The sequence below is a fragment of the Sphingopyxis sp. C-1 genome, from assembly GCF_001047015.1.
In the GTDB taxonomy this organism is placed as follows: domain Bacteria; phylum Pseudomonadota; class Alphaproteobacteria; order Sphingomonadales; family Sphingomonadaceae; genus Sphingopyxis.
The window spans coordinates 1,452,097-1,478,349 of the sequence record NZ_BBRO01000001.1 but is presented as its reverse complement, the minus strand read 5'-3'; the positions used below and the strand labels follow the sequence as shown (position 1 = coordinate 1,478,349).

Sequence of the window (26,253 nt, the reverse complement as noted above, 5' to 3'; positions counted from 1 at the left end):
GAGGGGGGATCATCCTCTCCCGGTGTTTTGCACCCCAGACGGCCAACAGTGGCCGCTTGGGGAGGTATCATGAAGACCAAGTTTATTGCGGCGATGCTCGCATCGGGCACTGCGGCCATCGCGATCCAGGTGCCGAGCGCGCAGGCCCAAATTCAGGCTCGGGTGGGACAGCAAAGCTACAACCTCCCGGCGCAGGATCTTGCCACCGCACTCCAGCGATACTCCGAAATCTCCGGCCGCGAGGTCATCGCCTCCGGCACGATCACACACGGCAAGCGCAGTTCTCGCGTGACCGGCCGCCTGAACGCTGACGCTGCCCTATCCCGCCTCCTCTCCGGCACCGGTCTCATCGGAGAACTCATCGACGGCGCCCTGGTACTGCGCGAGGGAAACGACGGTGCCGCGGCAGCGCAATCGATTGACGGCCGTGACGAGGCGATCGTCGTAACCGGAACCCGTATCCGTGGAACGGGCCCCGTCGGCTCGGCCGTCGCCACCATCGATCGCGATGCGCTCGATCGCAGTGGGCGAGCAACGCTCGCCGATTTCATCCAGACGATCCCCCAGAACTTCTCGGGTGGTCCCGCCGAGGCCAATGTCGGGTTCAGCAATCGCGGCAAAGCCTCATCGAATATCGCCTATGGGAGCGGCTTCAACCTGCGCGGCCTCGGGCCCGGCGCCACGCTCACGCTGTTCGATGGCGCGCGGCCCGCGCTGGGCGGCGGGTCGGGCGCCTATGCCGATGTATCGCTCGTGCCCTCCGTCGCCATCGACCGGGTCGAGATTCTCACCGACGGCGCGTCCGCAATCTATGGTTCGGATGCGGTCGCGGGGGTGGTGAACATCCGCTTTCGCAACCGCTTCGAGGGCGCCGAGACACGGCTGCGTGCCGGGACCGCCGATGGCGATTATGGCGAGGTCCAGATCAGCCAGATTTTCGGTACGGGCTGGTCTGCGGGCCACCTCGTCGTCGCAGGGGAATATAGCAAGCGTGGCAATCTTGAGGCGACAAAGCGACCTTTTGCTACCGAGGATCTTCGAGCCTTCGGTGGCCCCGATCTGCGCTCGAACTATAACAGCCCCGGGACCATCGTGGCCGCAAACGGCCAGCGTTTCCTCATTCCGCGGGGCCAGAATGGTCGCGGGCTGACGGCAGCCCAACTGACGCCGAGCGCGGATTTCAACCGCGGCGACGCGCGGCGTCACACCGACATTCTGCCCGAGCAGGAGACAGGGAGCCTCTATGGAAGCGTCGAGCAATCGCTCGGCTCGCACGTCACATTATTCTCGCGCGCCCTGTATTCGGAGCGGCGTTTCGAGGCACGACGCCGCGTCAGCGGCCCGACGCCGGTCCGCGTTACAAGTGCGAATCCCTTTTATGTCGACCCGATCGGAACGGGTCAGCCGATCAACGTCTATTATGATCCGGCAGCGGACTTCGGCCCGGAAAGCCTGCGCGGCACGGCAAAGGCCTTCAACAGCCTCGTTGGCGCACGCGCCGACATCGGGACCTGGTCGATCGAACTGACCGGCGGGTTCGGACGCCAGAAGGAGCGTTATGACAGCTTCAATCTGGTCCACAGCCTGCGCTTCTCGCGCGCGGTCGCCTCGACGAACGCCCCGCAGGCGATCAATGTCTTCGGCGATGGCGCGGTCAACGACCCGGCGCTGATCGACAGCCTGCGTGGTACCATCACCGCCAAAACCCGGTTCGAGGTTTGGACGGGAGCCCTCCGTGCCGACGGCACCTTGTTCGCGCTGCCCGCGGGCGACCTCAAAATGGCGGTGGGCGCCGAGTATCGCCGCGACCGCTTCACCTTCGAGCAGGTGCTCGACCTCGTCACCGACACGCCGCTGGTCATCGGCATCCCGGGTCTGCCAGACAAGCGCGTCGTCAAGGCCCTCTACGGCGAACTGGTCGCCCCAATCTTCGACAGCGGCGCCAGCTTTCCCGGCGCGCTCACCGTGTCGGCTGCCGGACGCTATGAGGATTATTCGGACTTTGGCGACACCGCCAATCCAAAGTTCGGCGCACGTTGGACGCCGCTCCCTGGGCTGGCGTTCCGCGCTTCCTATGGAAAGTCGTTCCGCGCGCCTTTCTTCGACGAACTGGTAGGCACCGCCAACGCGCTCTACCAGACGCTCCGGGTCGCCGATCCCTCGTCGCCGACCGGGCAAACCGTTGTCCTCGCACTCTTCGGCTTTCGTCCCGACCTGCAGCCCGAGCGCGCCGAGACCTGGACCGCCGGCATTGACTTCGAGCCTCGAGCGATCCCGGGCACGAAGCTGTCGCTAACCTATTTCGATATCCGCTACCGCGACCGAATTGCGTCGGCATCGAGCGATAGCCGGAATATCCTGAACCGGCGCGATCTTTATGCGTCCATCATTCAGGACAATCCGGACCTCGCGACGGTGAACGGCTATTTCACTGGGCCGAACTTCTCGAATGGACTCGGCGTAACCCCAGCCGACGTCCGCGCCATCATCGATCTCAGGACCCGCAACCTATCAACTTCGGCGATCCGAGGTCTGGATTTCGACCTTGGCTACAGCCGCCCGGTTGGCGGCGGGAGCATCTCGCTCAGCCTCGGGGGTACCAGACTATTCGCGATCGACAACCAGATCACCGAAAGCGCGCCGCGCGAGCATGTGGTCGGAACCCTCGGTAGTCCGGTGAAGCTTCGTCTTCGCGCGCGGGCTGGCCTAACGCTCGGAGCCTTCGATGGTGGCCTCGCGGTGAACCACGTGGGCTCCTACCGCAACCTCACGGTCACGCCCGTAGAGCGCGTCAGGAGCTGGACGACCTTCGATCTCCAGCTCGGCGCGCGGATCGGCGATCCCGATCGACGCTCGCTGCGGATTGGTTTCAGCGTCAACAATCTTTTCGACAAGGATCCGCCCTATGTGCAGTTCCGTGGGCCGAGCTATGCGATGGGCTATGACCCCGAACAGGCTAGCGCGATCGGCAGGAACATGGCGCTTCAGGCGGTCATTACATGGTGATTGCCGCCGCGTTACTGGCCGCCGCTAATCCGATAGCGGCGGCCCACCGCAAACCTGTCGCGGCTACTGACCTCGTCGAAGTCGCAGAGATCGGCGGCCCGACGATTTCGCCCGATGGGACGCATATCGTCTTCCGTGTCAGTCGGCCCTCGCTCGAAACCAACGAAACGAGCCTCACATGGTATATCGGCGCGGTCGACGGGTCCGAGCCGGAGTTCGCGGCGGACGGCGGCCTCGCTCGCATCGACGGCGCGGGCCTCGTCGCCGACCAGACCCCGGTCTGGGACCCCGACAGTCGCGGATTTCGGTTCCTTGCGTACCACGCCGGGGCGATCTCGCTTTGGCACTGGAGAAAGGGTGCCGGCGCGCGCGAAGAAATCCGCGAGGATGCAGATATAGTCGAGTTTGCGCTGTCAGCGGACGGCAAGAGCCTTCGCTATACGGTCGGCGCGACACGGGCGCAGATCGAGCAGGCGGAGATGAAGGCCTATGAGGAGGGTGTGCTGGTCGACGCCGCCGTCGATCTCAACCAGGCGATCGCCGGCGGCGTCATCGACGATGGCAAAAGGATCATGCAGCGCTTCACCGGCCCCTGGTTCGACCGTCGACGGATATTGTGGGATGCGCCGCGCCGCGAGAAAGCCGTGCAACTACAACCGGCCGCCACCCCTCTCTCCGGCTCGCTCAAAACGGAGACCCGTACCCCATCGCAAGGGGTCTCGGTCGCCTCGGACGACGGAAGCGTTGCGACCGTAAAACGCGCGGCGAAGCGCACGACCTTGACCGTCACCCGCAAAAATGGGGCGACAATCCTCTGTGCCGCTCCCATCTGCCAATCGCCAGGATTACTGGTGACGGCGTGGAGGCCAGGCCGGGACGCCTTGCTGCTCTTCCATGATGCCGGCAGCGCGCGCGAGGATGTGTGGGAGTGGAGCGTCGGCTCTCGCACAGCACGGAAGATCGTGACGACCGATGGTGCGCTTCGCCTGACCGACCGCCCGCTTCGCTGCGCCGTGGCGCGCGACGCACTCCTCTGCGCCGAAAGTCAGCCCCTCATTCCGCCGCGCCTTGTCCGCATCGCCCTCGCGGGGGCGAAGCATAGCGTCGTTTTCGAACCCAATGCCGCACTTGCGAGGCGCGTACGCGCCGAGGCCATTCCGCTCGCCCTCCCGGGCAATCGCTCAGCCATCCTGCTGAGGCCTGCCGGGACGAAAACTCCGACACCGGTCGTCGTCCAGAATTATCATTGCGCCGGGTTCCTGAAAGGCGGCACTGGCGACGAGCTTCCGATGCTGCCGCTCGTTGAACATGGCATCGCCGTCCTGTGCATCGATCCGTTTCGCGGACCACCGCGTGGTGGGCAGGAAGGCACCTACGAACTAGCCCGGACCGTCATCGCCGCCGCAATCGAGGATCTTGCCAAGGAGGGCCTCGTCGACCCGAACAAAGTGGGGATTGCGGGGTTCAGCCATAGTTCGGGCGTCGCGCTCTGGGCTCTCCGCCATAGCAAAGCATTTGCAGCAGCGACGATCGGGACCGGCCAAATTTCGCCCCATTACTTCTGGACCAATGCCGTCCCTGACCGCGGCTTTGCGGCAACGCTGGAGGATTATTGGCGCATGGGCGATCCGGACAGCGACCCGGCGCGCTGGAAGATCGCGTCGGCGGTTTACGATATCGCCGCGATCGACACGCCGATTTTGATGCAGTTGCCCGATGCGGAAGCCCCTTGGACCGCGGAGTTTCACACCAAGCTCAAGCGCGCCGGAAAGCCGGCGGAGATGATCGTCTATGCAGATGAGCTCCACAATAAATATCAGCCGCGACACAAGCGCGCCGTCTATGACCGCAATCTCGACTGGTTCCGGTTCTGGCTGACCGGTGAGGAGGACCCGGCTCCGGAGAAATCCGCTCAGTATGAGCGCTGGCGCCATTATCGCGCCGGAGGTCCACAGGAGCCCTTGCCCGTGCCTGCGCGATAGGTTCGTGTCGGGCGGGCCTCCCCCGGGGACCGCCCGGCACGACATCGCAGTCAAAGCATCAATCGCATTCGATGACGAACATCCTCTGCTATTCTCCTCCAGAATGCGGATGTGCGACCGAACGCGCCCATCGCTCGATATCCGCGAAGCTCAATATCCGGGTCACCATGACCGGATCGGGCCTTGTGTCGTCGGCGAAGAGCGCTGCGACCGCATCGAGATCGAGGAGTCCGGCTCCAGCCAGCCATCCGTCCAGCAGAAACGAGCGAAGGCGCTGGCGATGGGTTTCAAAGGCAGGAAGGAATACCGACAATATGCGCCCCTTCCCCAGACGTTCGATCACCATCTCGGGCAGGTCCTGCCGGAACGCCTTGCGCGCAAGCGCGCGGTTCTGGCCGCCCTCTCCCCACTGCCAGCTCGGGACGCCGAGCGTATATTCGATGATCGGTTGCGACAGCAGCGGCGCGATCATCGGCATGGATACTGCGCGGTCGTAGCCATCGAGAAATGGCTGCACGATGAGGAGTTTTATCGCGTAGACCTGCTGGCCCGGCGAGGCGCGATGTGCCTCGACCATCCAGGGATGCTCGGGATGATCGCGTGCGAACCGCCGCGAGAGCAGGCTATGATCGACTGGCCAGAGCGGCGGCGGCTTCAGCAAGCGCTTCATGGCATAGCCCAGCGCGCGCCACATATTGTCGTTTGCGAGTTGCGCGAGATCTCCCGCCGCGCGCCATCCCGAAATCGGCCCTTCGTAGCGCAGGGCATCGAGCACCGGCGCGGCCGAGGTAAGATAGCCGAACACATTGTCGCCGCCGGTACCAGTGAAGATCGCGTCGGCCTTGAACTCGCGCGCACCTTCCAGATAGGCGCCGTCGCTCGGACCGAGCAGGCCAAAGCCCCCTGGCCTCGCGCGGAGTGTCTGGGGCGGGGCCATCGGGTCGCCAAAGGACGGACGCTGCCACTCGGCCAGCGGCGCGCCGACATGTTCGGCAACCGCTCGGGCATAGGGCCGCTCGTCACCGTCGGGGTCGGTCGTCGCCATCGTGAGCCCGCGCCAAGGCCGACGGCGTCCGCTGAGGCAGGCCGCCATAATGCTGCTGTCGATCCCTCCGGAGAGCTCTAGCTGCACGCGCTCGAACCGCATGCTCCAGGCCGACACTGTACGGCTGACCTTGTCGCGAAGCTCCTCAGGATCGATCCGCTCGGGAGGTCTTTGCGTATAATCCCATGGCGACCAGCTCGCCGGCCGCGTCATGTCCTCGCCAAGGACTGCGATCTCGCCGGGCAATAACTCGCGGACACCGCGAATCTCGCCTGCTGCCCCGCGAAGCAGGGGAAAGCGCATCCAGGCATCGATGCGTTCGGGGTCGAGCGTGTCGAGCGCGAAGCCCAGCGCGCGCGCGAGCGGCAAATCGGTGAAGGCAGTACGAACCAGCCCTCCAGACCCATCCTGGGTGAAGCAGAAAAGTGGAGGGCCGCTCATAGGGGATCGCAGGAGAAAAGTGCTGCCGTCCTCTCCGGCCCAGAAGAGAAGAAAATTACCCCAAAGCTGGCTGATCGCCCAAGCTCCTTCGCTCGCTACGATGCGCTCGACCTCGGGGGGCGTCAGCGCCTCGCAGGGAGCATATCCCTGGCGATGAAAAGCCCAGCCGACCAGCGCCACGCCGTGACTAATCCAGGCGGTCGTGCGGGCATCGACGATCAACCTGGCCCGCCCGATGCTGCCGGCGTCGTGGAACCCGCCCGGCAAAACCGGGGTATGAGGCCCCGCGACAAGAGCGCAGCGGATCGTCACAACCGGAAAACCGGCGTATAGTCCGCCACGGCATTGATATTGTCGGAAAGTAGCAGCTCTCCCTTTTGGACCCAGGCATGGGCAGCAAAGGGATCGATGCGCACGCCGAAGAGGACGTCGCAATCGACGTCGCGCTTCCAAAGAAATCGCGCAAGCGCCAGACTGTCGGGCACGCAGAGGCGGCGCCAGGGTAGCTGCACCCGCGCTGCCGCATAGCCGCGAGCCATTGCTCCCGGATCCGTGGCCCGGTCGGCGCGGCCGCGAAGGTGTCGTGCTTTCAGGGCACGCCAGCGGGCAACCGTTGCACCAATCCCCTGGAAGCGAAGGCGCAGCGAGGCTCCGGCGCGATATCGACCGATTTCGAGCGCGCTGGCGCGCTCGGCCTTGCCCGCAAGCTCCAGCGCGCTTGCCGTCGGTGCCGGCACCGATATGGGCAAAACGGCTGCGCCGGGTCCCTTCGCAAGGAGTCCCCTTGCCGTGAGACGGTCAAGGGCCGGGTCCGCGCCAGACCTTGGTGCTCCGCTGGTGCCGAGAGCGGCAAGCGCTCCGGCTTCGGCGCCGCGAAGCATCAGGTAGCGGTCGGCCTCAATATCGAGGAGCACCGCGCCTCCGCCGACGAAGCCGAAGCTGACATGGGATGGAAGATGATAGCTCATGGCGATACGGACGCGGCGCCGCGCGCCGCGTCCGCCATCCCGTCAGTCGGCGGTGATCGCGCCGTCCGGCTTGAAGTGGATGACCGAGCCATCCTCGGGATAGGGCAGAAGCCCGCCGAGCGTTTCGACGCTGGCGATGCCCAGTTCTTCGATTTCGGCGTTGTCGATGCGGTCCATGGGACCCTCCTTTGCTGACGCCGCGGAATTGCGGCATCATTAAAGCTACGCCCTTGAATCGGTATAGGAATTTTATAATTCTCGAATATGTCGAATATTATCTGAGCGGGTCCGAACGCGGCTTGAGTTCCGCGACGACGCGGCCCGCCTGGGCCATGCGGCGCCGGTGAAAGGTCGTGATCTTGCTGCGCAATGCCGTCCAGCGGCCGAAGCGATAATCGTCCTCCATCGCCGCGAGCACGACCCTCAAGCCGCCATCGATCCGCGCTTCGGCCACGCGAAATCGCTGACAACGCTCGACCACATTGATGATCGCGTAGCGCAGCTCGCGGTTCGGGCTCCCCATCGCGATTGCACGGAACAGCGAATCGACGGCTTCCGGATAGGCCGACACATGCGCGAGCTCGACGAGCATTCCGGGCGGATCGGGGCGCGGCGACTGCCCCTTCAACGCGATGCCGAGGAGCGATCCCGCCCACGCATACAGATCGTGAAGATCGGCCTCGGCGAGGAGCGGCTGGCGGAACCCCTCCTGATGCCAGCTTTCGACGATCCTCTCGCCCGACAGGCGGTGCAACGCATCGCGAACTGGGGTCGCGCTGGCGTCGAAGGACTTCGCCAACTGCGTCGGATCGAGGCGCGTGCCCGGTGGATAGCTCCCTGACAATATGCGCGCCTTCAGCTCCAGGTAGACGCGCTCCATGGTCGTGCCCGGGCTCACGTCGCCAGTGCCCCGCCCTCAGCCCGCTGCGCCGCGACATGTTCGGCGAGCAGTGCCTGCTGATCGGGCCGGAGCGCGTCGATCGCGGCAATCGGATCTTGCGGATAGCCATCGAACAGGACCGACGGGCACTGACCCTCGAAATTGCCGAGATTGGGCCGGTGCTGGGCATATCCCGCAAGCGCCGCCACGCCGGGCGAGAATGCCCGCGCAATCTCAGGCGGATAGGCCAGCCACTGATTTTCATAGGGCTTGAGCCAACCGAGGCAGTAGCTGACGATAATCCCGCGGCGGACGTCGCAGCTCCGGTTTCCGCCGGCGCCGTGCAGCGTCGAGCCGAGGAAGACGATCGCGTCGCCGGGCTCGGCCTCCGCAATAATCGGGGCCTCTTTGGGCTCCTCGACCAAGGCTTCGACGCCATGGCTGCCGGGCCAGATGATCGTCGCGCCATTCTCCTCGGTGAAGGGTGTCAGCGGCCACATGACATTCACCAGATATTCGACCTCGCCCAGCGCACCTTGCCACATATCCTGGTCTCGGTGCGGGAATTGCGCGAGCGCGCCGGGATGCAGCTCGATCGCCTGCGCGAGATTGAGCTGGATCCGCTCGCACCAGTTTCCGAGCGCAGTCTCAGCCAATTCGAGGATCGCCGGGTTCATCACGAGATCGGCCATATGCCGCGAGCGGATCAGGAGGCGGCCGAACCGCTTGGTCCGCTCGCCGTAGAAACCGCCCTCGCAGAAGGGCGTCGCCTCGTAGCGTGGTCCGAGATCCGCGGCGATCGCTTCGATAAGCAATGTCGGAGCGGCGCCCTGCAGAACCGCATAGCCGCGGTCCATGAGGGCATTTGCGGCAGGGGATCGATGAGATCGCTCGTCGAGGGCGGCGTGGTTGATCAGCATCTTACCCTCCTTAGGCTGCGCAGGCGGCCGAGGCCGCGATTGCATTGCTGACGATGCCTGCGGCCGCGAGTTTTGCGACGGTGGAGGCATCGATATCTATGCGGAGGCCAACGAGCGCCTGCCCACGGTGGAGGAGCGGCTCGCCGAGTGAGTGACAGTCCCAGCCGAAGGTCTGGATCTGACGGAACCAGGGCAGTTCGGCAACGCCGGTATAGGTGCTGACCTCGTTGGCGAGCGCGAACTCTGCAAGCCCGACCAGCAGCGCGTCGCGCGCGATCCGCCGCTGCCGCGCGCCGATGCCCGGCGATAGGCAAAAGCGGGTGATTTCGAGGACGTTGGGGCCCTGCGGCACGTCCCCTGCGACCAGCCCCGGGAAGAGGCTGTCGAGGAGGGCAGGCCGGGTGGTGAGTAGCAACCGCGCCGAGGCGAGATGCTCGCCGTCCGGATCGGTCACGATCAGATAGGTGGCATCGACGTTATCGAACTGGTCCAGCTCGAAGCGATCGGCCAGCGCAGGAATATCCCATTTCAGAAGATCGATGAAAACGCGCTTGCGCGCCTCGAACATCGTGCGCATCGCCTTGTGCTCGAGCGCCCGGTTGGTGGAATCGACAATAAGCAGCATGGATTTGCCTCCGTTTGAAAAGAGGCGTTCCAATTGAAGGGCTTTTCGCCGCTGCACCATAGCATGATCGGGGGGTGTCCCCAATTTTTCTCAGCGCTTGGCGATGTCCTCGAAACTTATGTCGCCGTCGTACAGCGCGCGCACGGTAAGCGTGATACCGCCATTCGCCTCGTAGCGCTGGCGGGCATTGCGCAGATGTTCGCGCACCGTGTCCGGACTGAGACCAAGTCTCAGCCCTATTCTGGGCACGGACTCGCCCTTGGCTGCCCATATCAGCACCTCGCGCTGCCGACGGGTAAGGCGTGGCCCGATGTGCGCGAGATCCGGATAGGCGATAAGGCGCGCCGCATCGAAAGCGGGACCGCCAATCATCCGCGCAAATTGCAGCGCGTCGGCACTCGCAGAACTACCCGGCTTCCACGCAAACGAAACAGAGCCATGCGCATGGCCGGGAAGATGCGCCGGCACGGTGAGACCGTCACCGATGCCGTGCCGCCGCGCCTCGGCAAGAATGACTTCGTCTTCGGGCCGCTCGGTCTTCATATCGTGCCACAGGAAACCCGACATACTGCGCTGGCTCTCGCGGTGAACGGGATCTGTTACACCCAGACGTTGCTCGTCGAACCAGAGAGCCCATTCTTCCGGATAATTGTGGACGCGCACGCCCCGATCCGGAGCCGCCAGGAAGTCGATATGGTGACTAAGTGCGAACCACGAGCAGCCCATTCGCGAACACGCTTCCTGCAACAGGTCGGCGAGACCCGCCTTGTCCTTCACCCGGCTGACGTCGAGCGCAAATGCATGCGCGGCGTCCATCGTCGGCATTATGACCCTTGGCGCGCCGACCGGCGTTTCCGACCTGCCGGGTCCGCGAGCCCCTCGTCAGTGCGTGCGGCCTTGCCCTCTTACAAGGCTGGCCGGCCCGCGACGGCCGATCACCGCTGGTCCAGGCGATCTTGGGAGAATCTGAAAGTGCGGGCTAACCCCATATTATTCAAATATATTCCAGAGATAGAACCAGATTGAGGCAATTTACGCAAAGCCGCGGAAATCCGCGGCTCAGCCACCGCCCTTGCGGAAGTCCCACAGCGGAATGCCCATTTTCATCGCCTTGTCGGCGAGATTGTCCTGAATTCCAGTTCCCGGAAAGACGATAAGCCCCACGGGTAGCGCCTCGAGCATCCGGTCGTTGCGTTTGAACGGCGCCGCCTTGCCGTGCTTGTTCCAATCGGGCCTGAACGCCACCTGCGCGACACCACGGTTGTCGGCCCAGCAGGCTGCCGCTCGCTCGGCGCCGGTCGGCGTTGCGCCGTGGAGGAGGATCATATCGGCATGCCGCACGCGAGCCTTGTCGAGTGCAGCCCAGATCGCGTTATGATCGTCGCTATCGCTCCCGCCGGTAAAGGCGATCCGCGTTCCTTCGGGCAGCAAGGTCGCCGCCTTTTCGCGAAGGCGCGCGTCGAGGAAGTCCCGGCTGTCGACGACCGATGCCGTCAGCGCTCTGTGATGCGCGCGGGAACCGGTGCGGGGCATCCAAGCCTTGCGCATGTGAGTGCGGAATTGATCGGCGGCGGCCTCGCGGAAGAATTCCATGGCGTCGCGCCTCTCGATGAGCGAGATGCCTTGAAGGGTCGCGCGTTCGAGCTCGACCGAGCGGATCTCACTGCCATCCTGTTCGCGTTGCAGCTTGCGCTGGAGCTGCTCATTTTCGTCGAGCCGGCGCTCGATCCGATCGCCGGCGCGGTGGAAGAGGTTGACCAGATTCCAGAGCAGGTCTTCGAGATCGGGTTCGATACGGGTCTCGGCGAGGCAGCCCGTGAGCCCGTCGAACATATCGGCGATGGCGCCTCCGGCAAGCCGGGCATCCGGTAGAGGCCGCGGGTCGGGTTCATCCTCATAGGGCCGGTAGCCGAAGAGCTGCATTTCCTGGAGGAGATAGGCAGTCGAGCCGGGTTCGGCAGAAGCTGAGGCGGGATGGTCGTTTGGAACAGTCATTTCGGGTCTCCTGGCCTGGCCGCGCCCGCGCGGCCTTCGCGGCGATGAGGTGCGGCATGCGGGACGGGACCGCACCCCGCCGGCGGGCGGGGCCGAAGCGAAGCGGAGGATGGCGCGCTCGCGGCTATTTTGCTTCGCGATGCAAAGGGGCCGACGGCCCCGGCGGAAAATAGCCGCTTGCGCCGCCATTGCGGCTCCCGCCCCGCCTGCCGCAGTCGCCCTCTTGCGAAGGCCGGGGCACGGCCCCGACGGGCGTCCGCGATCCGGTTTCATGTCCTCCCTTTCGCTTCCCTTCTCCGGTTCATCTCTGGCCTCAGAGAAAGAACTGACGGTCCGACGGGTGAAGCTGGCGCTCAAGAGACCGGACGAGGCGATCGCGGCCAAGAAGCATAAGATCGGAGTTGAAATCGCCGCGCTCGGGTTCGAGCGAGATGATTTCGATCCCGACCGGATCGGCGCGCTCTGCCAGTGCTGCGGCCGCTCCGGCCCCCGCGGGATCGTCGTCGCGCGCGACGTATAGGCGACGCAAGACGGGCGGAAAGGCGATCGCCGCGAGATGCGCGGCCGACGTTGCGGCAATCAGGGACATGGTCGGCATCGGCTGGCGGAGCGATAGCAGGGTCTCTATCCCCTCGCCCGCTGCCATGACCGGCGATGCCGGCCCGAAGCGGACGCCATGACCGAGAAGCAAGCCCATGGCGCGGCGAGGATAGGTAACCGGCGCCTTGTCGGCGCCCCCCTTATCGAGCCAGGTCCGATGGACGCCGGTGACATGGCCGTCCTCGTCGGTCACTGCCGCGATCATCGCAGGCCATGCGGACCGACCTCCGGGCTCATCGTCCTTCGAGGGACGATAGAAGCAGCGCGGATGAAAGCGCAGCGGATCGCACTCGCGCACGTCGTTAATCGCCCGGGCAGCGAGATAGTCCCGGACCAAAGTGCCGGCTGTCGGTCGACAACTCGCCCAAAGCCGCTGTGCCGCTTCGGGCGACCCTTGCGCCCCTTTTCTGGCTTTCGGTCCCGCAGGCGTCATCTCCGGCATCGGCAGGCTCAGGAAATGCCGCGCTTCATTAAGCGTGTCGCGAAACCCCATGTGTGCACAACTCGCAGCAATGACGTCGAGAAGATCGCCATGGTCTCCGGTCGCGGCATCGGTCCACTTGCCTGCCGCCCCGCCGCCCGCGGCGCGCGTGGCGAGCCGGACATAGAGACTTCGGCCCGGACTATTGCTTATGTCGCCAACCATCCAGTAATTGCCTTCGCGGCGGCCGTTGGAGAGATAGCGGCGGCACACCGCTTCGGCATTGTCGGCAAGTCGGCGCGCGATATCAGCGGCGGAACTGGTCATGCGGGGCTCCTTCAGGCGGCCTTGCATTCGAGGGCTCGCGCGATCGGAAATCGATCGACGAGCGCCAAGAACACTTCGGCGCCAGCAGCCCCTGCCGGCACGTAGAACTTCAATTTTCACGAGACGATCTCCAAAATCAAGCCCCCAGCGCTCTGCCGATAAGAATCAGCGCGGTCCGGCCCAATATCGGTGAGCCCGACTATCATGCTGCGCTCCACCTGATCGCTGACGAGAGGCACCAAAGCGATATCAAGACGACACCAGCGGACGATAAGGCCCGCCCTCGTCCATATCCTCCGCCCAAACTTCCATTTGGAAGTCGTCGAGAGTGACACCGCACTGCTCAAGCATCCAGGCTGCGAGGGCCGGATGGTCGGCAACGGCCTCGGCGAACGCGTCGCCATGGCTGCGGCGATCGAACCACCAGCGATCATCTTCGACAATGGACGGATCGCGTTCGATCACGAGCTTCGACGCATCGATTTCGAGCATGGCGGCGAGCAGTTTCTCGCAGTGGACGACATCCAGCGTCTCGCGAGGACCGTGCTGGCGTTCATAGCCGACCGAGAGGTTTGTGCATTCGGGAATGATCCCGGCATATTCATTGGTGTCGGTATAGACGCCCGTATTGTCGGGCCTGTAACCGAAGTCCCGGTTGAGCCCATTGAGCTCCAGTGCGAGGCTCGATGCGAAGGCGTCGGAGCATGTTCGACCAAAGCTTTGATGGGTGATCACGTCATCCACTCCGGCACGATCGAATGCGATGGCCGCTTCGATGCCGCAAAGCAGGTCCGGGCTGTTCCGCTCGATCCAGCGAGATCCCAGGCAGCCCTGCTCCTCTCCGCGATGGAAAAGATATCGTCCAGGGCGGGCCGCAGCGATCATGTTGATCATGATCCATAATCCGGCCCCGTCGTCGGCGCCCAGCGACATGCCGGCCTTGCCGTCACACAATGACGCGACGCCATTCTCATCGATCCCGACAGCCTGCTGCCCGCCTTTGGCAGCTACGGTATCGACGTGGCAGCTCCACAGGACGTGGGGCCGGTCACCGACGGTCAGCATTCTATTTCCGAAGGCATCTGAGCGCATGCCGGTAATTCGGTCGAGATATTCGCGGCAGAAGGCGCGTTCGGTGGCGCTGTCATGGGGGCGAGCCCATGAGAGGATTTCTAGCAGGCCCGCTCGGCCCGACAGGTCATAGGTCATGGAATCAAACTCCTGCGAAGAGTGGAAGTGCGGCAGCAGCCAATTGCGGTGCAGGGACGCGTGACGGATGACCGTCGCCCCGAGACACTTCGAGGTTGGCGGAGACGCAATCGTAGCCGGACCGTTCATGCGATGCACAGCAGGGCGCGTTTTGAAGAGGCTGCTCCCCAGGGTGCTGCGCACGCCGGAGCCACTCTGCGCGCGCCCGATCGCCGGCCGCCTGCCATTTGGCGACCTCAGCCGCGATGCCCGCCATATCCTCTTGGAACTGGCGGAAGGTCAGGACATGAGCGTTGAGCAGGAACGCGTCGTCGTCGGCGAATGCCACGGGAAGATGGTCGTCGCAGAGCCATTCGCCATGATACTCGGTAAGGTCGTCGGCATGGTACCAGTCGCCGCTGGCGTCGCATTGTCGGCAGCAGGTCGCGAGCCACCAATCACCACGATCTTCGACATAGACAGCCCCGAAAGCGTCGACATCCTCCTCGAGCACATCATGCTCGTCGCCATCGGCGAACACGGTGATGAAGGTTTCCGCGTCGCTGTATGGGCGCTCATTGTGGGCGCAGAAGACCGTGTGATCGGTGAAGCAGTGATAGCACCACTCCTCCGACGATCCGTCCCTAAAATAGACGATGTCGTGCTCGCTGCCATCTTGCTCGCAGCGCGGGCAGTACCAGATTCTATCGCCTAGGCCGTTGGTGTTTTCCGACGGAATGCTTCCATGTCCGACAATGAGGAATTTGCCGTCATCGGCCAGATCGTCTCCAGCATCGATGTAGGGGACGACGAAACTGTCGCCGTCCACGATACGCCGAATGCGTGCGCCATTCAGGCTGCCTTTGGAGTACCCCGCATTTTCTAGAAGCAGCTTGAGGCGAGATACGTCACCATAGATGCTGGTATAGATTTTCAGCTCAGGCCAGACCACGCTGCGAGCTCGCGCATCCGCCCGTGAGCCGATGTAGGCGATGGCGGTATCCGGACCGGCATAAACCCTCGTCGGATGGCAGAAGCTGTCGAACTCGTTCGTCTCATGCGCCATGCAGCTCGACGGTCCGCCGACATAAACATCTTCTATTTCGTCAGCATCTTGCGTGATTTTGAGCGTGTCTTCATCGAGCTGCACCGAGAGCCGCGCGCACCAGCCCTCAATTGCGTTATTGTCGAGGTCTGAGGAGAAAAAGCGGTGAAGATAGCGCCCGGGCGACATAACTAGCTGGCGATCGACCTGCCCCTTGGCCGCATTTTCCGTGAAAGCAATTTTCCCGAGCTGTTCAGTTGAAACGTGGCAAAAATGCTCTTCATGCCTTGCTTGGTACCAGGCCTCTTCGTGCCAGGGCGTCGGCGCATAGGTGCCATCGGCAAATCTTAGCTTTTCTCGAGTGGGCCAATCGACGTCGCCGATGTCGGCACCCGCAAGTGCGATCCGAAGCTGGGCGCCCGGCGAATTTGCAAGCAATTGGCGCCGGGCCGCCTCAGCCTCCTCGAAGGAGGGCCAAAGATATTGCTGATCGCCTGTCGGAGCGAAACGGAAATCGATGGTTATCGGCCGCCACTCGTTTTCCGAGTGGGGGCACAGGATTTGAAACTGGGCCATGGACGTGACTCCGCGCAGCCGCGCGCATCAAGGCGCGGGCTGGTCTGATGTGTGAGATTTCGGAATGGTGCGGCGGCGCGAGATCAGCCCGCCGGCGGCGACCGCTGGATCTTGCGGGGTGGGCTCAATCGCTCGATAGGAGCGTCAGGAGGCGGACGCGGGGTGAAGTTTGATACCGAGTGAACCATGGGTTTTCTCCATGGCGAACCGCCACAAGACTCTCTCTTGGCCTCAGGCTCGCCACGAGAATCCCCGTCTTCTCTCACTCTCGGCCTCGCAGCGCGGGGCCGGCGGCGGGGAGGCACGGCTTCTCGCGGCGGGGAAGGGCTGAATGTGATTACGCGGCCAGCGGCAAACCTCGCCACTGGCCGCCGAACTGACAGGCTGCCGGGGGTGTCGCGGCGGGGCACAGATTACTTGAGAAACAGCATTCGCTTTGAATTCAGCTTCCCGCGAAATGCTTCGGCGCGGATCGCCGGCGCGGCAACGAGCTTCGCCCGGCGGTCACGCTGCCTTACGGCGCAGCCGGATCGGAGCGGGCCAAATAAAGCTGTTGCAGGACCCGCACGACCAACCTTTATCGGGCAGTGGCATGGCGCCAAAACGTTCTACGCGATGCCGCGTGTCTGGATCACCGAGCAGTTCCTACACTCAGGTTTCTCTGGAGCATTGAAGTGAATTGGCTCGCCGCTTGCGATCCAAGCGTCGATGAGAGCGCGGTTCGAATACAAAGAGGACGGGCTAGGCTTCCACCATTAGCTGCTGCGCTTCGACACTTTTCCCACACTAGCCGTTTTCGTCGCCCGCCCCACGAGCGAGGCAATAATTTCCCCATGCGCGCATGAGATCGATACGAGCTCCCGGTTTGTCAGCAGTGCCAAGATATGTTGTGCGGCGATAGGCCGCTTGCACGGCATCGGGGGTCTTGTGGGCGAGCGCCGCTTCCACAACAGCATCGGGAAAACCCTCGTTCGCCGCCCAATCGGTGAATGTCGAGCGAAAGCCATGGACATGAAATGGCTCAGCCATGTCACGTAGCACCTTGAGCAGCGTCATATCGGACATCGTCTTCCCACTCGCACCGGGGAAAATCACGTCTGTGTCCGGGAGCCTGAAAGCATGCGCTTTTGCAATCACTTCCAGCGCGGCATCGGACAGCGGCACGATATGCGACTTGCCACGCTTCATATGATCGGCGGGCACAGTCCATAGCCGCGCTTCGATGTCGAGTTCGTCCCAGGTCGCCAGACGCACCTCCTGGCTGCGCGCACCGGTCAGGATGAGTAGTTCCAGCGCAAGCCTGCTGTAGGATGGCTTGCGCTGCAGTGCAGTGATGAAACCGGGCAAAGCCGCATATGGCATAGCCTTGCGATTCTCGGTCTTCTTGAGTTGCCGCGGCAAGCCACGCCCCGCTTTCAGGCTGCTATTACCTGAGGGAGCCTCGCGTGAACGCCAGCCCTTTGCATGCGCATAATCCAGCACGGTGCAGATCCGGTTGCGCACCTGACGGGCGGTGTCGGGTATCTCCTGCCAGATCGGCGTGAGCACGTTTATGATGTCAGCCGCGACAATCGCACCGGTCTGCTCGTCGCCCAGTTTCGGGAAGGCGTAATTCTCAAGGCTGGAAAGCCATTGGCGGGCGTAGATCTCGCTCTTCCATCCCGCCTCGTTCTCGGCGTGATATTGCCTCGCCGCCTCGCGAAACGTCACCTTGGCAGACGCCTCGTCCTTCCGCTCAGCCAATATGTCGCGCCGGTCGACCTTGACCGCCTTGCGAAGCTCACCGGCCTTCTCGCGGACCTGCGCCAAAGTGAACAACTTCGCGCTGCCCAGCCCGATGTCCTGACGCTTGCCGTCGCGCTGCAGGCGAAGGGTCCAAGACGCCCCTCCCCGCTTGTCGACCTTCAAAAACAAGCCGTCACCATCCTGATAGGTGCCCGGATTCGCAAGAGCGGCCTTAACCGCAACCGCCGTGAGTTTGCCCATGGGAATCTTCCCCCACACTTTCTCCCCACATTCTGGGGAACACGAGTGTGGGGGAAAGACAATCTTCCCCCACACTTCCCCCACACTACGCTCCGGCTGCAGGCAAATTGCCCCGGACGCATGCGGACGATGCGTGGATGATACGCTAGGTTTTCCGGGATTTCTAGGGGGTTCGGCGGACACCCTCGGATGGGAGGATGGTGGACAGGGCTGGATTCGAACCAGCGTACGGAAACCCGGGCAGATTTACAGTCTGCTGCCTTTAACCACTCGGCCACCTGTCCATTGGGGCCCGCTTTGGGAAGTGGCCCAATGGCGAAACGAGGCTTGCCTGTCAATGCCAGTCATGGGAAAGGCGCGCCATCATGCGTCAATTTTCTCGTCATCGTCGTCCGGCCGGTCAAAATCAGCGCGGACAAGCCATTCGTTTCTGGGGCCGCCACGCCGTATTGGCCGCGCTCGCCAACCCTGAACGCACCGTAAAACGCATCTGGGGCACCCGTGAGGCGCTGGGCCAGCTCGACCTGCCGCCGGTGATTCCGATCAGCTACGCCGACGTCACCGACCTGGCGCGACTCGTCGCGCGCGATGCGCCGCATCAGGGACTGGTGGTCGAGGTCGACCCGCTCGAGGACATCTATCTCAGCGACCTTCTGCAGGAAGAAAGCGATACGGACAGCAAGCGTCCGCTGATCATCCTCGATCAGGTCACCGATCCGCACAATATCGGGGCCGTGCTGCGCTCGGCGGCGGCGTTCGATGCTGCCGCGATCATCACGCAGGATCGCCACAGCCCGCCCGAAAGCGGCGTCATCGCGCGTTCGGCATCGGGCGCGCTCGAAACCGTGCCATGGGTGCGCGTCGTCAATCTGTCGCGCGCGCTCGAAGAAATCGCCGAGGCGCAATATTGGCGCATCGGGCTGATGGGCGACACCGAAACCACGCTGGGCGAGACGCTCGACGGCAGCAAGGTCGCGCTGGTGCTGGGGTCCGAAGGCGACGGCATGCGCCACAATGTCATGGAACATTGCGACGTGCTGGCCAAGCTCCCCATCTCGCCGCGGATGGAGAGCCTCAACATCTCGAACGCCGCGGCGATCGCGCTCTACGCGGTCGCGACGGCCGGCCAGTAAGGCTCAATCCTCGGCGGCGATCCGCACGCGGAGGCCGTCGAGCGCATCGCTGAACGGAATCTGGCACGACAGGCGCGAACTGTCGTCGCGGTCGGTCGTCGAATCGAGCAGATCGTTCTCGTCTTCGCTCATCGCGGGCATCGCGGCGCTGTCGCCCGCCTCGACATGGACATGGCACGTCGCGCACGAACAGCAACCGCCGCACAGCGCGAGCAGTTCGTCAAAGCCGGCGTCGCGGATATTTTCCATGACCGTCAGGCTGGTGTCGCCCTCGATCTCATGCTCGGTCCCGTCACGCGTCACGACAATCAGCTTGGCCATGCTAGTCCCCATAGGTTTCTTGTTGCTGGCGCTATGTCGCGCGTTGCGCGGCAAATCAAGCGTTGCTAGTGATAGCCTCCGGAACAAAAGGAGAATATGCGATGGGGCTCAGCCAGCAGCAGCTGAACGCGGGAATCGACGCGCTTGCCGCGCGCGATGCCAATTTCGCACGCGCGCTCGGCAATGCCGGCTATCCCGAGCCGCGCATCCGCGCCCCCGGCTACACCACATTGCTCCGCACCATCGTTGGCCAGCAGGTAAGCGTCGCCGCGGCGAACTCGATCTGGAACAAGCTGGAGGCGCAGTTTGGCGAGGGTTGCCCGGCGGAAACGGTTGCCGCCGCCGACTTCGACACACTGCGCGCGTGCGGGTTGTCGGGCCAGAAACAGGGTTATGCCAAAAGCCTTGCGCAGTTGATCCTCGACGGCGAACTGAAATTCGACGCCCTCCCTGCCGACGACGAGGAAGCGATCGCGCTGCTCACCAAAGTCAAGGGAATCGGCCGCTGGTCGGCCGAAATCTACCTCCTCTTTGCCGAAGGGCGCCCTGACATCTGGCCCGCGGGCGATCTCGCGGTGCAGGAAGCCGTCGGCCGCATCCTCCAACTTGGCGCGCGCCCCGGCGAGAAGCAGGCGCGCGAACTGGCGGAGGCGTGGCGCCCGCACCGCGGCGCGGCTGCGATCTTCAGTTGGCACTGTTACAATATGGATGTGATCTGAGGATCAGCCCTCCCTCCGCGTCATTGCGGGCGTAGCGAAGCAATCCAGAGTTAGGTAAACCGCGCTGGATTGCTTCGCTACGCTCGCAATGACGCACTTGAAGGACGCAGAAATGACCACCCGCGATATCGTCACCGCCTATTACGCCGCGTTCAACGCGGGCGACACCGACGCCATGCTTGCGCTCGTCGCCGACGATATGCGGCATGACGTCAACCAGGGCGAACCGCGGCACGGCAAGGCGCTGTTCGCCGAGTTCAACGCGCATATGACGCGCTGCTACCGCGAGCAGCTAACCGACATGGTGATCTTTGCCGAGGGCAATCGCGCCGCCGCCGAGTTTGTCGTCAACGGCACCTATCTCGCGACCGACGAGGGCCTTCCCGAAGCCAATGGCCAGACCTATCGCCTCCCCGGCGGCGCTTTCCTCTCGGTAAATAACGCCGGGCTGATCGACCGGGTGACGACCTATTACAATCTGCAGGACTGGCTGAAGCAGGTCGGCGCATGACCGTAACCGTCGCGCCGGTAACGGGCAGCGGGTTGGCGGAGGTCATCCCCGCCCTCGCCCGCCTGCGCACCACCGTTTTCCGCGACTTTCCCTATCTCTACGATGGCGATGCCGCCTATGAGTCCGGCTATCTCGCCACCTTCGCGGCGGCCGACGGCGCGGTGATCGTCGTCGCGCGCGATGGCGACGACATTGTCGGCGCCGCCACCGCTGCGCCGCTCGCCACGCAGGACGCGGCGTGGCAATCGCCGCTCGCCGCCGCCGGTTTCGACGTCGCGCGCACCTTCTATTTCGGCGAATCGGTGCTGCTCGCCAGCCATCGCGGTCGGGGCATCGGCCACGCCTTCTTCGACCATCGCGAAGCGCAGGCGCGCGCACGCGGCGCCTCGCACGCCGTCTTCTGCAGCGTGATCCGCGCCGACGATCACCCCGTCCGCCCCGCCGATTATCGCCCCCTCGACAGTTTCTGGCACGCGCGCGGCTATGCTCCGCTCGCCGGGGTCATCGCGTCCTTCGACTGGAAATGCGTCGGCGAGGATGCCGAACGCGCGCACAGTCTCCAATATTGGACCCGCACGCTATGATCCGCGTCGCAAGCGCCGCCTGGCCGATCGATCGGCACCCCGACTGGGCAAGCTATGCCGCCAAGCTCGAAGCCTGGGTGACCGAAGCGGCGGGCAATGGCGCGCGCCTGCTCGTCTTCCCCGAATATGGCAATATGGAGCTCGCGTCGCTGCTCGATCCCGCGGTCGCGCTCGATGCCGCAGCGCAGGTCGCGCCGCTTGCCGCCATGGCGGACGAGACCGCGCGTCTCCACGCCTTTCTCGCGCAGCGCCACGGCGTCCACATCCTCGCCGGGTCGATGGTCGAACGCGACGAGCGCGGCCTGATCGTCAATCGCGCGCGCCTCTTCGGGCCGGAGGGCGGCGCGGGCTTTCAGGACAAGCTGATCCTGACGATGTGGGAACGCACCCACTGGACAATCGCCCCCGGCGAGCCGCAAGTGACGCTGTTCGATCTCGGCATTGCAAAGGTCGGCGTGATCATCTGTTACGATTGTGAGTTTCCTGCGGCCGCGCAGGCGCTCTCGGCCGCAGGCGCCGACATTCTGCTGATCCCGAGCTGCACCGACAGCCTCGCTGGCTATTGGCGTGTCCGCGTCGGCGCGATGGCGCGCGCTCTCGAAACGCAATGCTTCACCATCCAGTCGCCGACGGTCGGCGCCGCCCCCTGGTCGGCGGTGGTCGACATCAACGTCGGGGCGGCGGGCGTCTTTGCGCCGCCCGACCTTGGCATGCCCGCCGACGGCATCATCGCGCTCGGCGAACTCGACGCGCCCGGCTGGACCTATGCCGACATCGACCTTGAGGCGCTGGCCGAGTTGCGGCGCAATGGCGCGGTGCGTGGGCCAGCACATTGGAGCGAGCAGCCGCAAGCTCCGCCCCTAATGCTTCAGATTCGCTAACGGCCCCACAGTCGCCCCCCGCGATGGAAAACAAAAAGGCCGGGTGGATCGCTCCGCCCGGCCTTTTGTTTCAGCCCTGAAGTGGGCTTATTTCTTGGCGGCTGCCTTCTTGGCCGGAGCCTTCTTTTCGGCGGGCTTGTCTTCGGCGGCCTTCGCCGGAGCAGCCTTCTTCGCCGCAGCCGGCTTTTCTTCCGCCTTGGCTTCAGCCTTCTTGGCCGGCGCCTTCTTGGCGGGAGCTTCCTCGGCCTTGGCCTCTTCCTTCACCGCGTCCTTCTTGGCAGCCGGCTTCTTTGCGGCGGCCTTTTTGGCGGGCTTGTGGTCGTGATCATGGTCGTGGCCGCAACCCGGGCCATGGACATGGCCGTCGTCATCGGCTTCGATCGCGGCTTCGATCTCTTCGCGCGTCACTTCGCGGTCGCTGATCTCGGCCTTTTCGAACAGGAAGTCGACGACCTTGTCTTCATACAGCGGGGCGCGGATCTGCGCTGCGGCGAGCGCGTCCTGCTGGACATATTCGACGAAGCGCTGACGATCTTCGGGGCGATATTGCTGCGCCGCCTGCATGACGAGGCGCTGCATTTCCTGCTGCGAGACCTGCACGCCGTGCGCCTGACCGATTTCCGACAGGAGCAGGCCAAGGCGGACGCGGCGGACCGCGATCGAGCGATAATCGTCGCGGTCGTTCTCGAGTTCGGCCTTCGCCGCTTCGGGATCTTCCTCGTGGCTCGCTTCATGCTCGAGCTGCTGCCAGATCTGGTTGAACTCGGCCTCGACCATCGTCGGCGGCACGTCGAAATCGTGGCTGGCTGCGAGCTGGTCGAGCAGCTTACGCTTCATATAGGTGCGCGTCAGGCCGTTCAGTTCCTGCTCGACCTGATCCTTCATCAGCTCTTTCAGCTTGTCGAGACTTTCAAGGCCGAGCGTCTTCGCGAATTCGTCGTCGATCTTCGACGCCGCCGGAACCTTCACTTCCTTGACCGTCACGGCGAATTCGGCGGGCTGGCCCTTGAGGTCCGCGACCGGATATTCGTCCGGGAACGTCACCTTCAGCACCTTTTCGTCGCCGACCTTGACGCCAACGAGCTGGTCTTCAAAGCCCGGGATGAGCTGGCCCGAACCGATTTCGACCGCCATGTCCTCACCCGTGCCGCCGTCGAAGGCGACGCCGTCGACGCTGCCGGCGAAGTCGATGATAACCTGGTCGCCCTGGGCGGCCTTCTTGGTCTTCGGCGCTTCTTCGAAGCGCTTCATCTGCGCGGCGAATTCCTCGATCTTGGCCATCACGGCCTTGTCGTCGGCGGGAACTGTCAGGCGTTCGAGCTTCAGGCCTTCGATCGACGGCGCCTTGATTTCCGGCAGCACTTCGAGGCTGACGGTCAGTTCGGCGTCCTTGCCGGCTTCATAGCCTTCGTCGAGCGACACGGCGGGCTGCAGCGCGGGGCGAAGCTTTTCCTTCGTCATCAGGTCGCGCACGCCGGCGTCGATCGCCTTGTTCAGCGCGTCGGCCGACAGCGCCGGGCCGTGCATCTTGCGGATCAGGTTCGGCGGAACCTTGCCGGGGCGAAAGCCGGGCATGCGGACGGTCGGGGCGATGCTCTTCACCTCGTCGTCGACGCGCGCGTCGATATCCTTGGCGGTGATGGTCACGCGATATTCGCGCTTCAGGCCTTCGTTCAGCGTTTCGACGGTCTTCATTGCCTTGGTCTTATCCTTGCTCAAAATCTCGTATCGAACCCCGCCAGCGCGGCGGAGTTCCCTGTAATCCCGGCCTGCATTGCAGATTGGTGCGGGCGAAGGGACTCGAACCCCCACATCTTGCGATACTGGTACCTAAAACCAGCGCGTCTACCAATTCCGCCACGCCCGCAGGTGCTTTTGGCCGGGTGCACGAAGTCGCGCGCTGCCGCGCACGCCCGTGCGGGCCGCGCGGGGCTATAGCAGACGCGTCGCCGAGGGCAAGGGCGGAAAGCCGCCCCGTTCCGCTGGCGGAACATGCTTGGTACCCGCTGGCGGAACATGCACCGCGCCCGTTCGTTGGTTAACTCAAGGAGAGTGACAATGACCAACGCAGCCGACCCGCTTCCCAAGCCGAAGCCCGACACGATCGAACCTCAAGCGCCGCCCGAACAGCCGGTGCAGCCGACCCCGGTCGAGGACCCGGCCGGCCAGCCGACCGAAATCCCCGGCCGCCCCGGCGGCGGCGACATCGACCAACCCGGCCGCGGGCCCGACGAAGTCCCACCGCAAGAGATTTGACCTTATCCGTCATTGCGAGCGTAGCGAAGCAATCCACAGCAGGCGCCAACCGCACTGGATTGCTTCGCTACGCTCGCAATGACGATGGGTTGCATATGCAGACTTGACCTCACCCCGCCGAAATCGCCACGATGTGCCGCAGGGGAGAGAAATATGAAAATCGCCGCCGCCATCGCGCTGCTCTTGGCAACCACCACAGCCGCCATGGCGCAAGAGACAACTCTTTACCGCGGCGGCCCCATTATCACGATGGATGGCGACGCGCCGCAGACAGTCGAGGCGGTCGTCACCACCGGCGACCGCATTACCTTCGCCGGCCCGGAGAAACAGGCGCGCAAAGCCGCGGGTAAAGACGCGGCGATCCGCGATCTCAAGGGCGCAACCCTGCTCCCCGGCTTCATCGATGCCCATTCGCACTTCACCGTCGCCACGATGAGCGCGGGCGGTCTGGACCTCCGCGACAAATCGCTGGGCCCGATTCCTGACATCGCTGGCGTTTCGGCAGCGATCCGCAATCATCTCGCCCGCACCCCAGCCGCCCCCGGCCGCTGGGCCACCGTGTGGCAGTTCGATCACGAGACGCTCGCCGAAAAACGCTACATCACGCGCGCCGAACTCGACGCGCTGGCGCCCGACCGCCCGCTCGTCGTGCTCCACGTCTCGCTTCACGGCGCCGTCGCGAACAGCGCGGCGCTGAAAGCCGCCGGGATCGACGAAAGCACGCCCGTCCCGCCCGGCGGCATGATCCTGCGCGACGACGCCGGCAAGCTCAACGGCGTCCTCCTCGAAAAGGCGATGTTCCTGATGCTCGCCAAGATGCCGCAGCCGACGGCGGAGCAAAAGCTTGCCGCCCTCGACGCGGCACAGAATGCCTATTTTGCCGAGGGCTATACGCATGCGCAGGACGGCGCGACCCTGCCCCCCGACGTCGCGTTCCTCACCTCTGCGGCCGCACGCGAAAGGCTCAAGATCGACCTTGCTTTGCTCCCCTTCTCGACCGGGCTCGACGGCCTGCTCGCCCAGCCCGAGCTTAAATTCGGCAGCTACCAGGGCCATGTCAAACTACAGGGGATCAAATTCGTCCTCGACGGGTCGGTGCAGTCGCGCACCGGATTTTTCACCCGCGACTACAAGCGCGGCAGCCCCGAAGGGCATCACCCCTGGCACGGCGAACCCGTCCTCTCCGAAGCCGAGTTCATCGCGCAGGCAAGGAAAGTCCATGACCGCGGTTGGCAACTGTTCGTCCACGCCAATGGCGACGCCGCGATCGACATGGCGATCAAGGGCTTCGACGCGCTCGGGATCAAGGCGGCGGACGACCGCCGCCCGATCGTCATCCATTCGCAATTCCAGCGCCGCGACCAACTCGCCGCCTATAAACGGATCGGCGTCGGCCCCGCCTATTTCTCGAACCACACATGGTATTGGGCCGATGTCCACCGCACCAACTTCCCCGCGGAAGTCGTCGATTTCATCAGCCCCTTTCGCTCGGCCCGCGCCGCGGGCCTGATACCTTCGAACCACAGTGACTACAGCGTCACCCCGCTCGACACGCGTTTCATGCTCTGGACCTCGATGGCACGCACCTCGCCCACCGGCGTCGTGAGCGGCCCCAGCGAACGCCTTACCGCCTATCAGGCACTACAGGCGCTCACCACCGGCCCCGCTTGGCAGGCGTTCGAGGAAGATCGCAAGGGCCGCATCAAGCCCGGCCTGCTCGCCGATTTCGTCATTCTCGACCGCAATCCGCTGACAACGCCGGTCGACGGGATCAAGGACATCCAGGTCCGCGAAACGATCAAGGAAGGCCGCAGCGTCTGGCGCGCAAACTTCTGACACGATA

General features: G+C 64.1%; 22 protein-coding genes and 2 tRNA genes. 9 read left to right on the top strand and 15 right to left on the bottom strand.

Annotation, left to right across the window (positions count from 1 at the left end; translation table 11 throughout):
- Window positions 1–69 precede the first annotated feature (69 nt).
- On the top strand, window positions 70–3,006 hold the full coding sequence (locus SC1_RS06755; protein WP_062179265.1) for a TonB-dependent receptor: 2,937 nt from the start codon (window positions 70–72) through the stop codon (window positions 3,004–3,006).
- A complete protein-coding gene (locus tag SC1_RS06750; RefSeq protein WP_062179262.1) occupies window positions 3,000–4,988 on the top strand; it encodes an Atxe2 family lasso peptide isopeptidase in 1,989 nt (662 codons plus the stop codon). Before SC1_RS06755 ends, SC1_RS06750 begins: the two co-directional genes overlap by 7 nt.
- Window positions 4,989–5,076: 88 nt before the next feature.
- Here the strand turns inward: SC1_RS06750 and SC1_RS06745 are convergent, their stop codons facing one another.
- The 12 genes from SC1_RS06745 to SC1_RS06690 all read right to left on the bottom strand — a co-directional run bounded on the left by SC1_RS06745 (window position 5,077) and on the right by SC1_RS06690 (window position 18,289).
- Window positions 5,077–6,696, bottom strand: a complete 1,620-nt coding sequence (locus SC1_RS06745; protein WP_137892486.1) for an asparagine synthase C-terminal domain-containing protein — start codon at window positions 6,694–6,696, stop codon at window positions 5,077–5,079.
- Between the two features lie 86 nt (window positions 6,697–6,782).
- The gene (locus tag SC1_RS06740) at window positions 6,783–7,442 is read right to left on the bottom strand and encodes a lasso peptide biosynthesis B2 protein (protein WP_062179257.1); all 660 of its coding nucleotides are present in this window, start codon (window positions 7,440–7,442) and stop codon (window positions 6,783–6,785) included.
- Between the two features lie 42 nt (window positions 7,443–7,484).
- Window positions 7,485–7,619, bottom strand: coding sequence for a hypothetical protein (locus SC1_RS22535; protein WP_274520227.1), 135 nt, complete (start codon window positions 7,617–7,619; stop codon window positions 7,485–7,487).
- Between the two features lie 97 nt (window positions 7,620–7,716).
- A complete protein-coding gene (locus tag SC1_RS06735; protein WP_062179254.1) occupies window positions 7,717–8,322 on the bottom strand; it encodes a GntR family transcriptional regulator in 606 nt (201 codons plus the stop codon).
- Between the two features lie 14 nt (window positions 8,323–8,336).
- A complete protein-coding gene (locus SC1_RS06730; RefSeq protein WP_238586598.1) occupies window positions 8,337–9,242 on the bottom strand; it encodes a phytanoyl-CoA dioxygenase family protein in 906 nt (301 codons plus the stop codon).
- 10 nt (window positions 9,243–9,252) lie between these two features.
- Window positions 9,253–9,867 carry an acyl-homoserine-lactone synthase gene (locus tag SC1_RS06725; protein WP_062179248.1) on the bottom strand — a complete coding sequence of 205 codons (615 nt, stop codon included), beginning with the start codon at window positions 9,865–9,867 and terminating at the stop codon, window positions 9,253–9,255.
- A 90-nt stretch (window positions 9,868–9,957) separates the two neighbouring features.
- Window positions 9,958–10,683: a LuxR family transcriptional regulator gene (locus tag SC1_RS06720; protein ID WP_193749120.1), complete on the bottom strand. Its 726-nt coding sequence runs from the start codon at window positions 10,681–10,683 to the stop codon at window positions 9,958–9,960.
- Window positions 10,684–10,926: 243 nt separating this feature from the next.
- Window positions 10,927–11,862, bottom strand: a complete 936-nt coding sequence (locus SC1_RS06715; protein ID WP_062179242.1) for a DUF2493 domain-containing protein — start codon at window positions 11,860–11,862, stop codon at window positions 10,927–10,929.
- 313 nt (window positions 11,863–12,175) lie between these two features.
- A complete protein-coding gene (locus SC1_RS06710) occupies window positions 12,176–13,210 on the bottom strand; it encodes a toprim domain-containing protein (RefSeq protein ID WP_062183721.1) in 1,035 nt (344 codons plus the stop codon).
- A gap of 1,213 nt (window positions 13,211–14,423) precedes the next feature.
- Entirely contained in the window at window positions 14,424–16,019 is a 1,596-nt protein-coding gene (locus SC1_RS06700) for a hypothetical protein (protein WP_062179236.1), read from the bottom strand.
- A 786-nt stretch (window positions 16,020–16,805) separates the two neighbouring features.
- Window positions 16,806–18,005: a site-specific integrase gene (locus tag SC1_RS06695; RefSeq protein ID WP_062179233.1), complete on the bottom strand. Its 1,200-nt coding sequence runs from the start codon at window positions 18,003–18,005 to the stop codon at window positions 16,806–16,808.
- Window positions 18,006–18,203: 198 nt separating this feature from the next.
- Window positions 18,204–18,289 (bottom strand) — tRNA-Tyr (locus SC1_RS06690).
- Between the two features lie 81 nt (window positions 18,290–18,370).
- Between SC1_RS06690 and rlmB the strand changes: the two genes are divergently transcribed.
- Window positions 18,371–19,138, top strand: coding sequence for a 23S rRNA (guanosine(2251)-2'-O)-methyltransferase RlmB (gene rlmB, locus SC1_RS06685; RefSeq protein WP_062179230.1), 768 nt, complete (start codon window positions 18,371–18,373; stop codon window positions 19,136–19,138).
- A gap of 3 nt (window positions 19,139–19,141) precedes the next feature.
- On the opposite strand, the gene SC1_RS06680 is transcribed toward rlmB, so the two are convergent.
- Complete coding sequence (locus SC1_RS06680) at window positions 19,142–19,459, bottom strand: 2Fe-2S iron-sulfur cluster-binding protein (protein ID WP_062179227.1); 318 nt, start codon at window positions 19,457–19,459, stop codon at window positions 19,142–19,144.
- Window positions 19,460–19,560: 101 nt separating this feature from the next.
- Here SC1_RS06680 and SC1_RS06675 point away from each other — a divergent pair, with 101 nt between their 5' ends.
- The 4 genes from SC1_RS06675 to SC1_RS06660 all read left to right on the top strand — a co-directional run bounded on the left by SC1_RS06675 (window position 19,561) and on the right by SC1_RS06660 (window position 22,154).
- A complete protein-coding gene (locus SC1_RS06675; protein ID WP_062179223.1) occupies window positions 19,561–20,178 on the top strand; it encodes a DNA-3-methyladenine glycosylase in 618 nt (205 codons plus the stop codon).
- Between the two features lie 112 nt (window positions 20,179–20,290).
- Window positions 20,291–20,689: a ketosteroid isomerase-related protein gene (locus SC1_RS06670; RefSeq protein ID WP_062183719.1), complete on the top strand. Its 399-nt coding sequence runs from the start codon at window positions 20,291–20,293 to the stop codon at window positions 20,687–20,689.
- Window positions 20,686–21,273 carry a GNAT family N-acetyltransferase gene (locus tag SC1_RS06665; protein ID WP_062179220.1) on the top strand — a complete coding sequence of 196 codons (588 nt, stop codon included), beginning with the start codon at window positions 20,686–20,688 and terminating at the stop codon, window positions 21,271–21,273. Before SC1_RS06670 ends, SC1_RS06665 begins: the two co-directional genes overlap by 4 nt.
- Entirely contained in the window at window positions 21,270–22,154 is an 885-nt protein-coding gene (locus SC1_RS06660; RefSeq protein WP_202966787.1) for a carbon-nitrogen hydrolase family protein, read from the top strand. The genes SC1_RS06665 and SC1_RS06660 overlap by 4 nt, the downstream gene beginning before the upstream one ends.
- A gap of 87 nt (window positions 22,155–22,241) precedes the next feature.
- Here the strand turns inward: SC1_RS06660 and tig are convergent, their stop codons facing one another.
- A complete protein-coding gene (gene tig / locus SC1_RS06655; protein WP_062179217.1) occupies window positions 22,242–23,849 on the bottom strand; it encodes a trigger factor in 1,608 nt (535 codons plus the stop codon).
- A gap of 87 nt (window positions 23,850–23,936) precedes the next feature.
- Window positions 23,937–24,021: transfer RNA gene (locus SC1_RS06650), tRNA-Leu, on the bottom strand.
- 191 nt (window positions 24,022–24,212) lie between these two features.
- On the opposite strand from SC1_RS06650, the gene SC1_RS06645 reads away from it, so the two are divergent.
- The gene (locus SC1_RS06645) at window positions 24,213–24,410 is read left to right on the top strand and encodes a hypothetical protein (RefSeq protein WP_062179215.1); all 198 of its coding nucleotides are present in this window, start codon (window positions 24,213–24,215) and stop codon (window positions 24,408–24,410) included.
- Between the two features lie 153 nt (window positions 24,411–24,563).
- Window positions 24,564–26,246, top strand: a complete 1,683-nt coding sequence (locus SC1_RS06640) for an amidohydrolase (RefSeq protein WP_062179212.1) — start codon at window positions 24,564–24,566, stop codon at window positions 26,244–26,246.
- Window positions 26,247–26,253 lie beyond the last annotated feature (7 nt).

Bases quoted from the DNA above. Each gene is read 5' to 3' on its own strand.
- SC1_RS06755 (WP_062179265.1), top strand. From the start codon at position 70: ATGAAGACCAAGTTTATTGCGGCGATGCTCGCATCGGGCACTGCGGCC.
- SC1_RS06750 (WP_062179262.1), top strand. From the start codon at position 3,000: ATGGTGATTGCCGCCGCGTTACTGGCCGCCGCTAATCCGATAGCGGCG.
- SC1_RS06740 (WP_062179257.1), bottom strand. From the start codon at position 7,442: ATGAGCTATCATCTTCCATCCCATGTCAGCTTCGGCTTCGTCGGCGGA.
- SC1_RS22535 (WP_274520227.1), bottom strand. From the start codon at position 7,619: ATGGACCGCATCGACAACGCCGAAATCGAAGAACTGGGCATCGCCAGC.
- SC1_RS06735 (WP_062179254.1), bottom strand. From the start codon at position 8,322: ATGGAGCGCGTCTACCTGGAGCTGAAGGCGCGCATATTGTCAGGGAGC.
- SC1_RS06730 (WP_238586598.1), bottom strand. From the start codon at position 9,242: ATGCTGATCAACCACGCCGCCCTCGACGAGCGATCTCATCGATCCCCT.
- SC1_RS06725 (WP_062179248.1), bottom strand. From the start codon at position 9,867: ATGCTGCTTATTGTCGATTCCACCAACCGGGCGCTCGAGCACAAGGCG.
- SC1_RS06720 (WP_193749120.1), bottom strand. From the start codon at position 10,683: ATGGACGCCGCGCATGCATTTGCGCTCGACGTCAGCCGGGTGAAGGAC.
- SC1_RS06715 (WP_062179242.1), bottom strand. From the start codon at position 11,862: ATGACTGTTCCAAACGACCATCCCGCCTCAGCTTCTGCCGAACCCGGC.
- SC1_RS06710 (WP_062183721.1), bottom strand. From the start codon at position 13,210: ATGACCAGTTCCGCCGCTGATATCGCGCGCCGACTTGCCGACAATGCC.
- SC1_RS06700 (WP_062179236.1), bottom strand. From the start codon at position 16,019: ATGGCCCAGTTTCAAATCCTGTGCCCCCACTCGGAAAACGAGTGGCGG.
- SC1_RS06695 (WP_062179233.1), bottom strand. From the start codon at position 18,005: ATGGGCAAACTCACGGCGGTTGCGGTTAAGGCCGCTCTTGCGAATCCG.
- rlmB (WP_062179230.1), top strand. From the start codon at position 18,371: ATGCGTCAATTTTCTCGTCATCGTCGTCCGGCCGGTCAAAATCAGCGC.
- SC1_RS06680 (WP_062179227.1), bottom strand. From the start codon at position 19,459: ATGGCCAAGCTGATTGTCGTGACGCGTGACGGGACCGAGCATGAGATC.
- SC1_RS06675 (WP_062179223.1), top strand. From the start codon at position 19,561: ATGGGGCTCAGCCAGCAGCAGCTGAACGCGGGAATCGACGCGCTTGCC.
- SC1_RS06670 (WP_062183719.1), top strand. From the start codon at position 20,291: ATGACCACCCGCGATATCGTCACCGCCTATTACGCCGCGTTCAACGCG.
- SC1_RS06665 (WP_062179220.1), top strand. From the start codon at position 20,686: ATGACCGTAACCGTCGCGCCGGTAACGGGCAGCGGGTTGGCGGAGGTC.
- SC1_RS06660 (WP_202966787.1), top strand. From the start codon at position 21,270: ATGATCCGCGTCGCAAGCGCCGCCTGGCCGATCGATCGGCACCCCGAC.
- tig (WP_062179217.1), bottom strand. From the start codon at position 23,849: ATGAAGACCGTCGAAACGCTGAACGAAGGCCTGAAGCGCGAATATCGC.
- SC1_RS06645 (WP_062179215.1), top strand. From the start codon at position 24,213: ATGACCAACGCAGCCGACCCGCTTCCCAAGCCGAAGCCCGACACGATC.
- SC1_RS06640 (WP_062179212.1), top strand. From the start codon at position 24,564: ATGAAAATCGCCGCCGCCATCGCGCTGCTCTTGGCAACCACCACAGCC.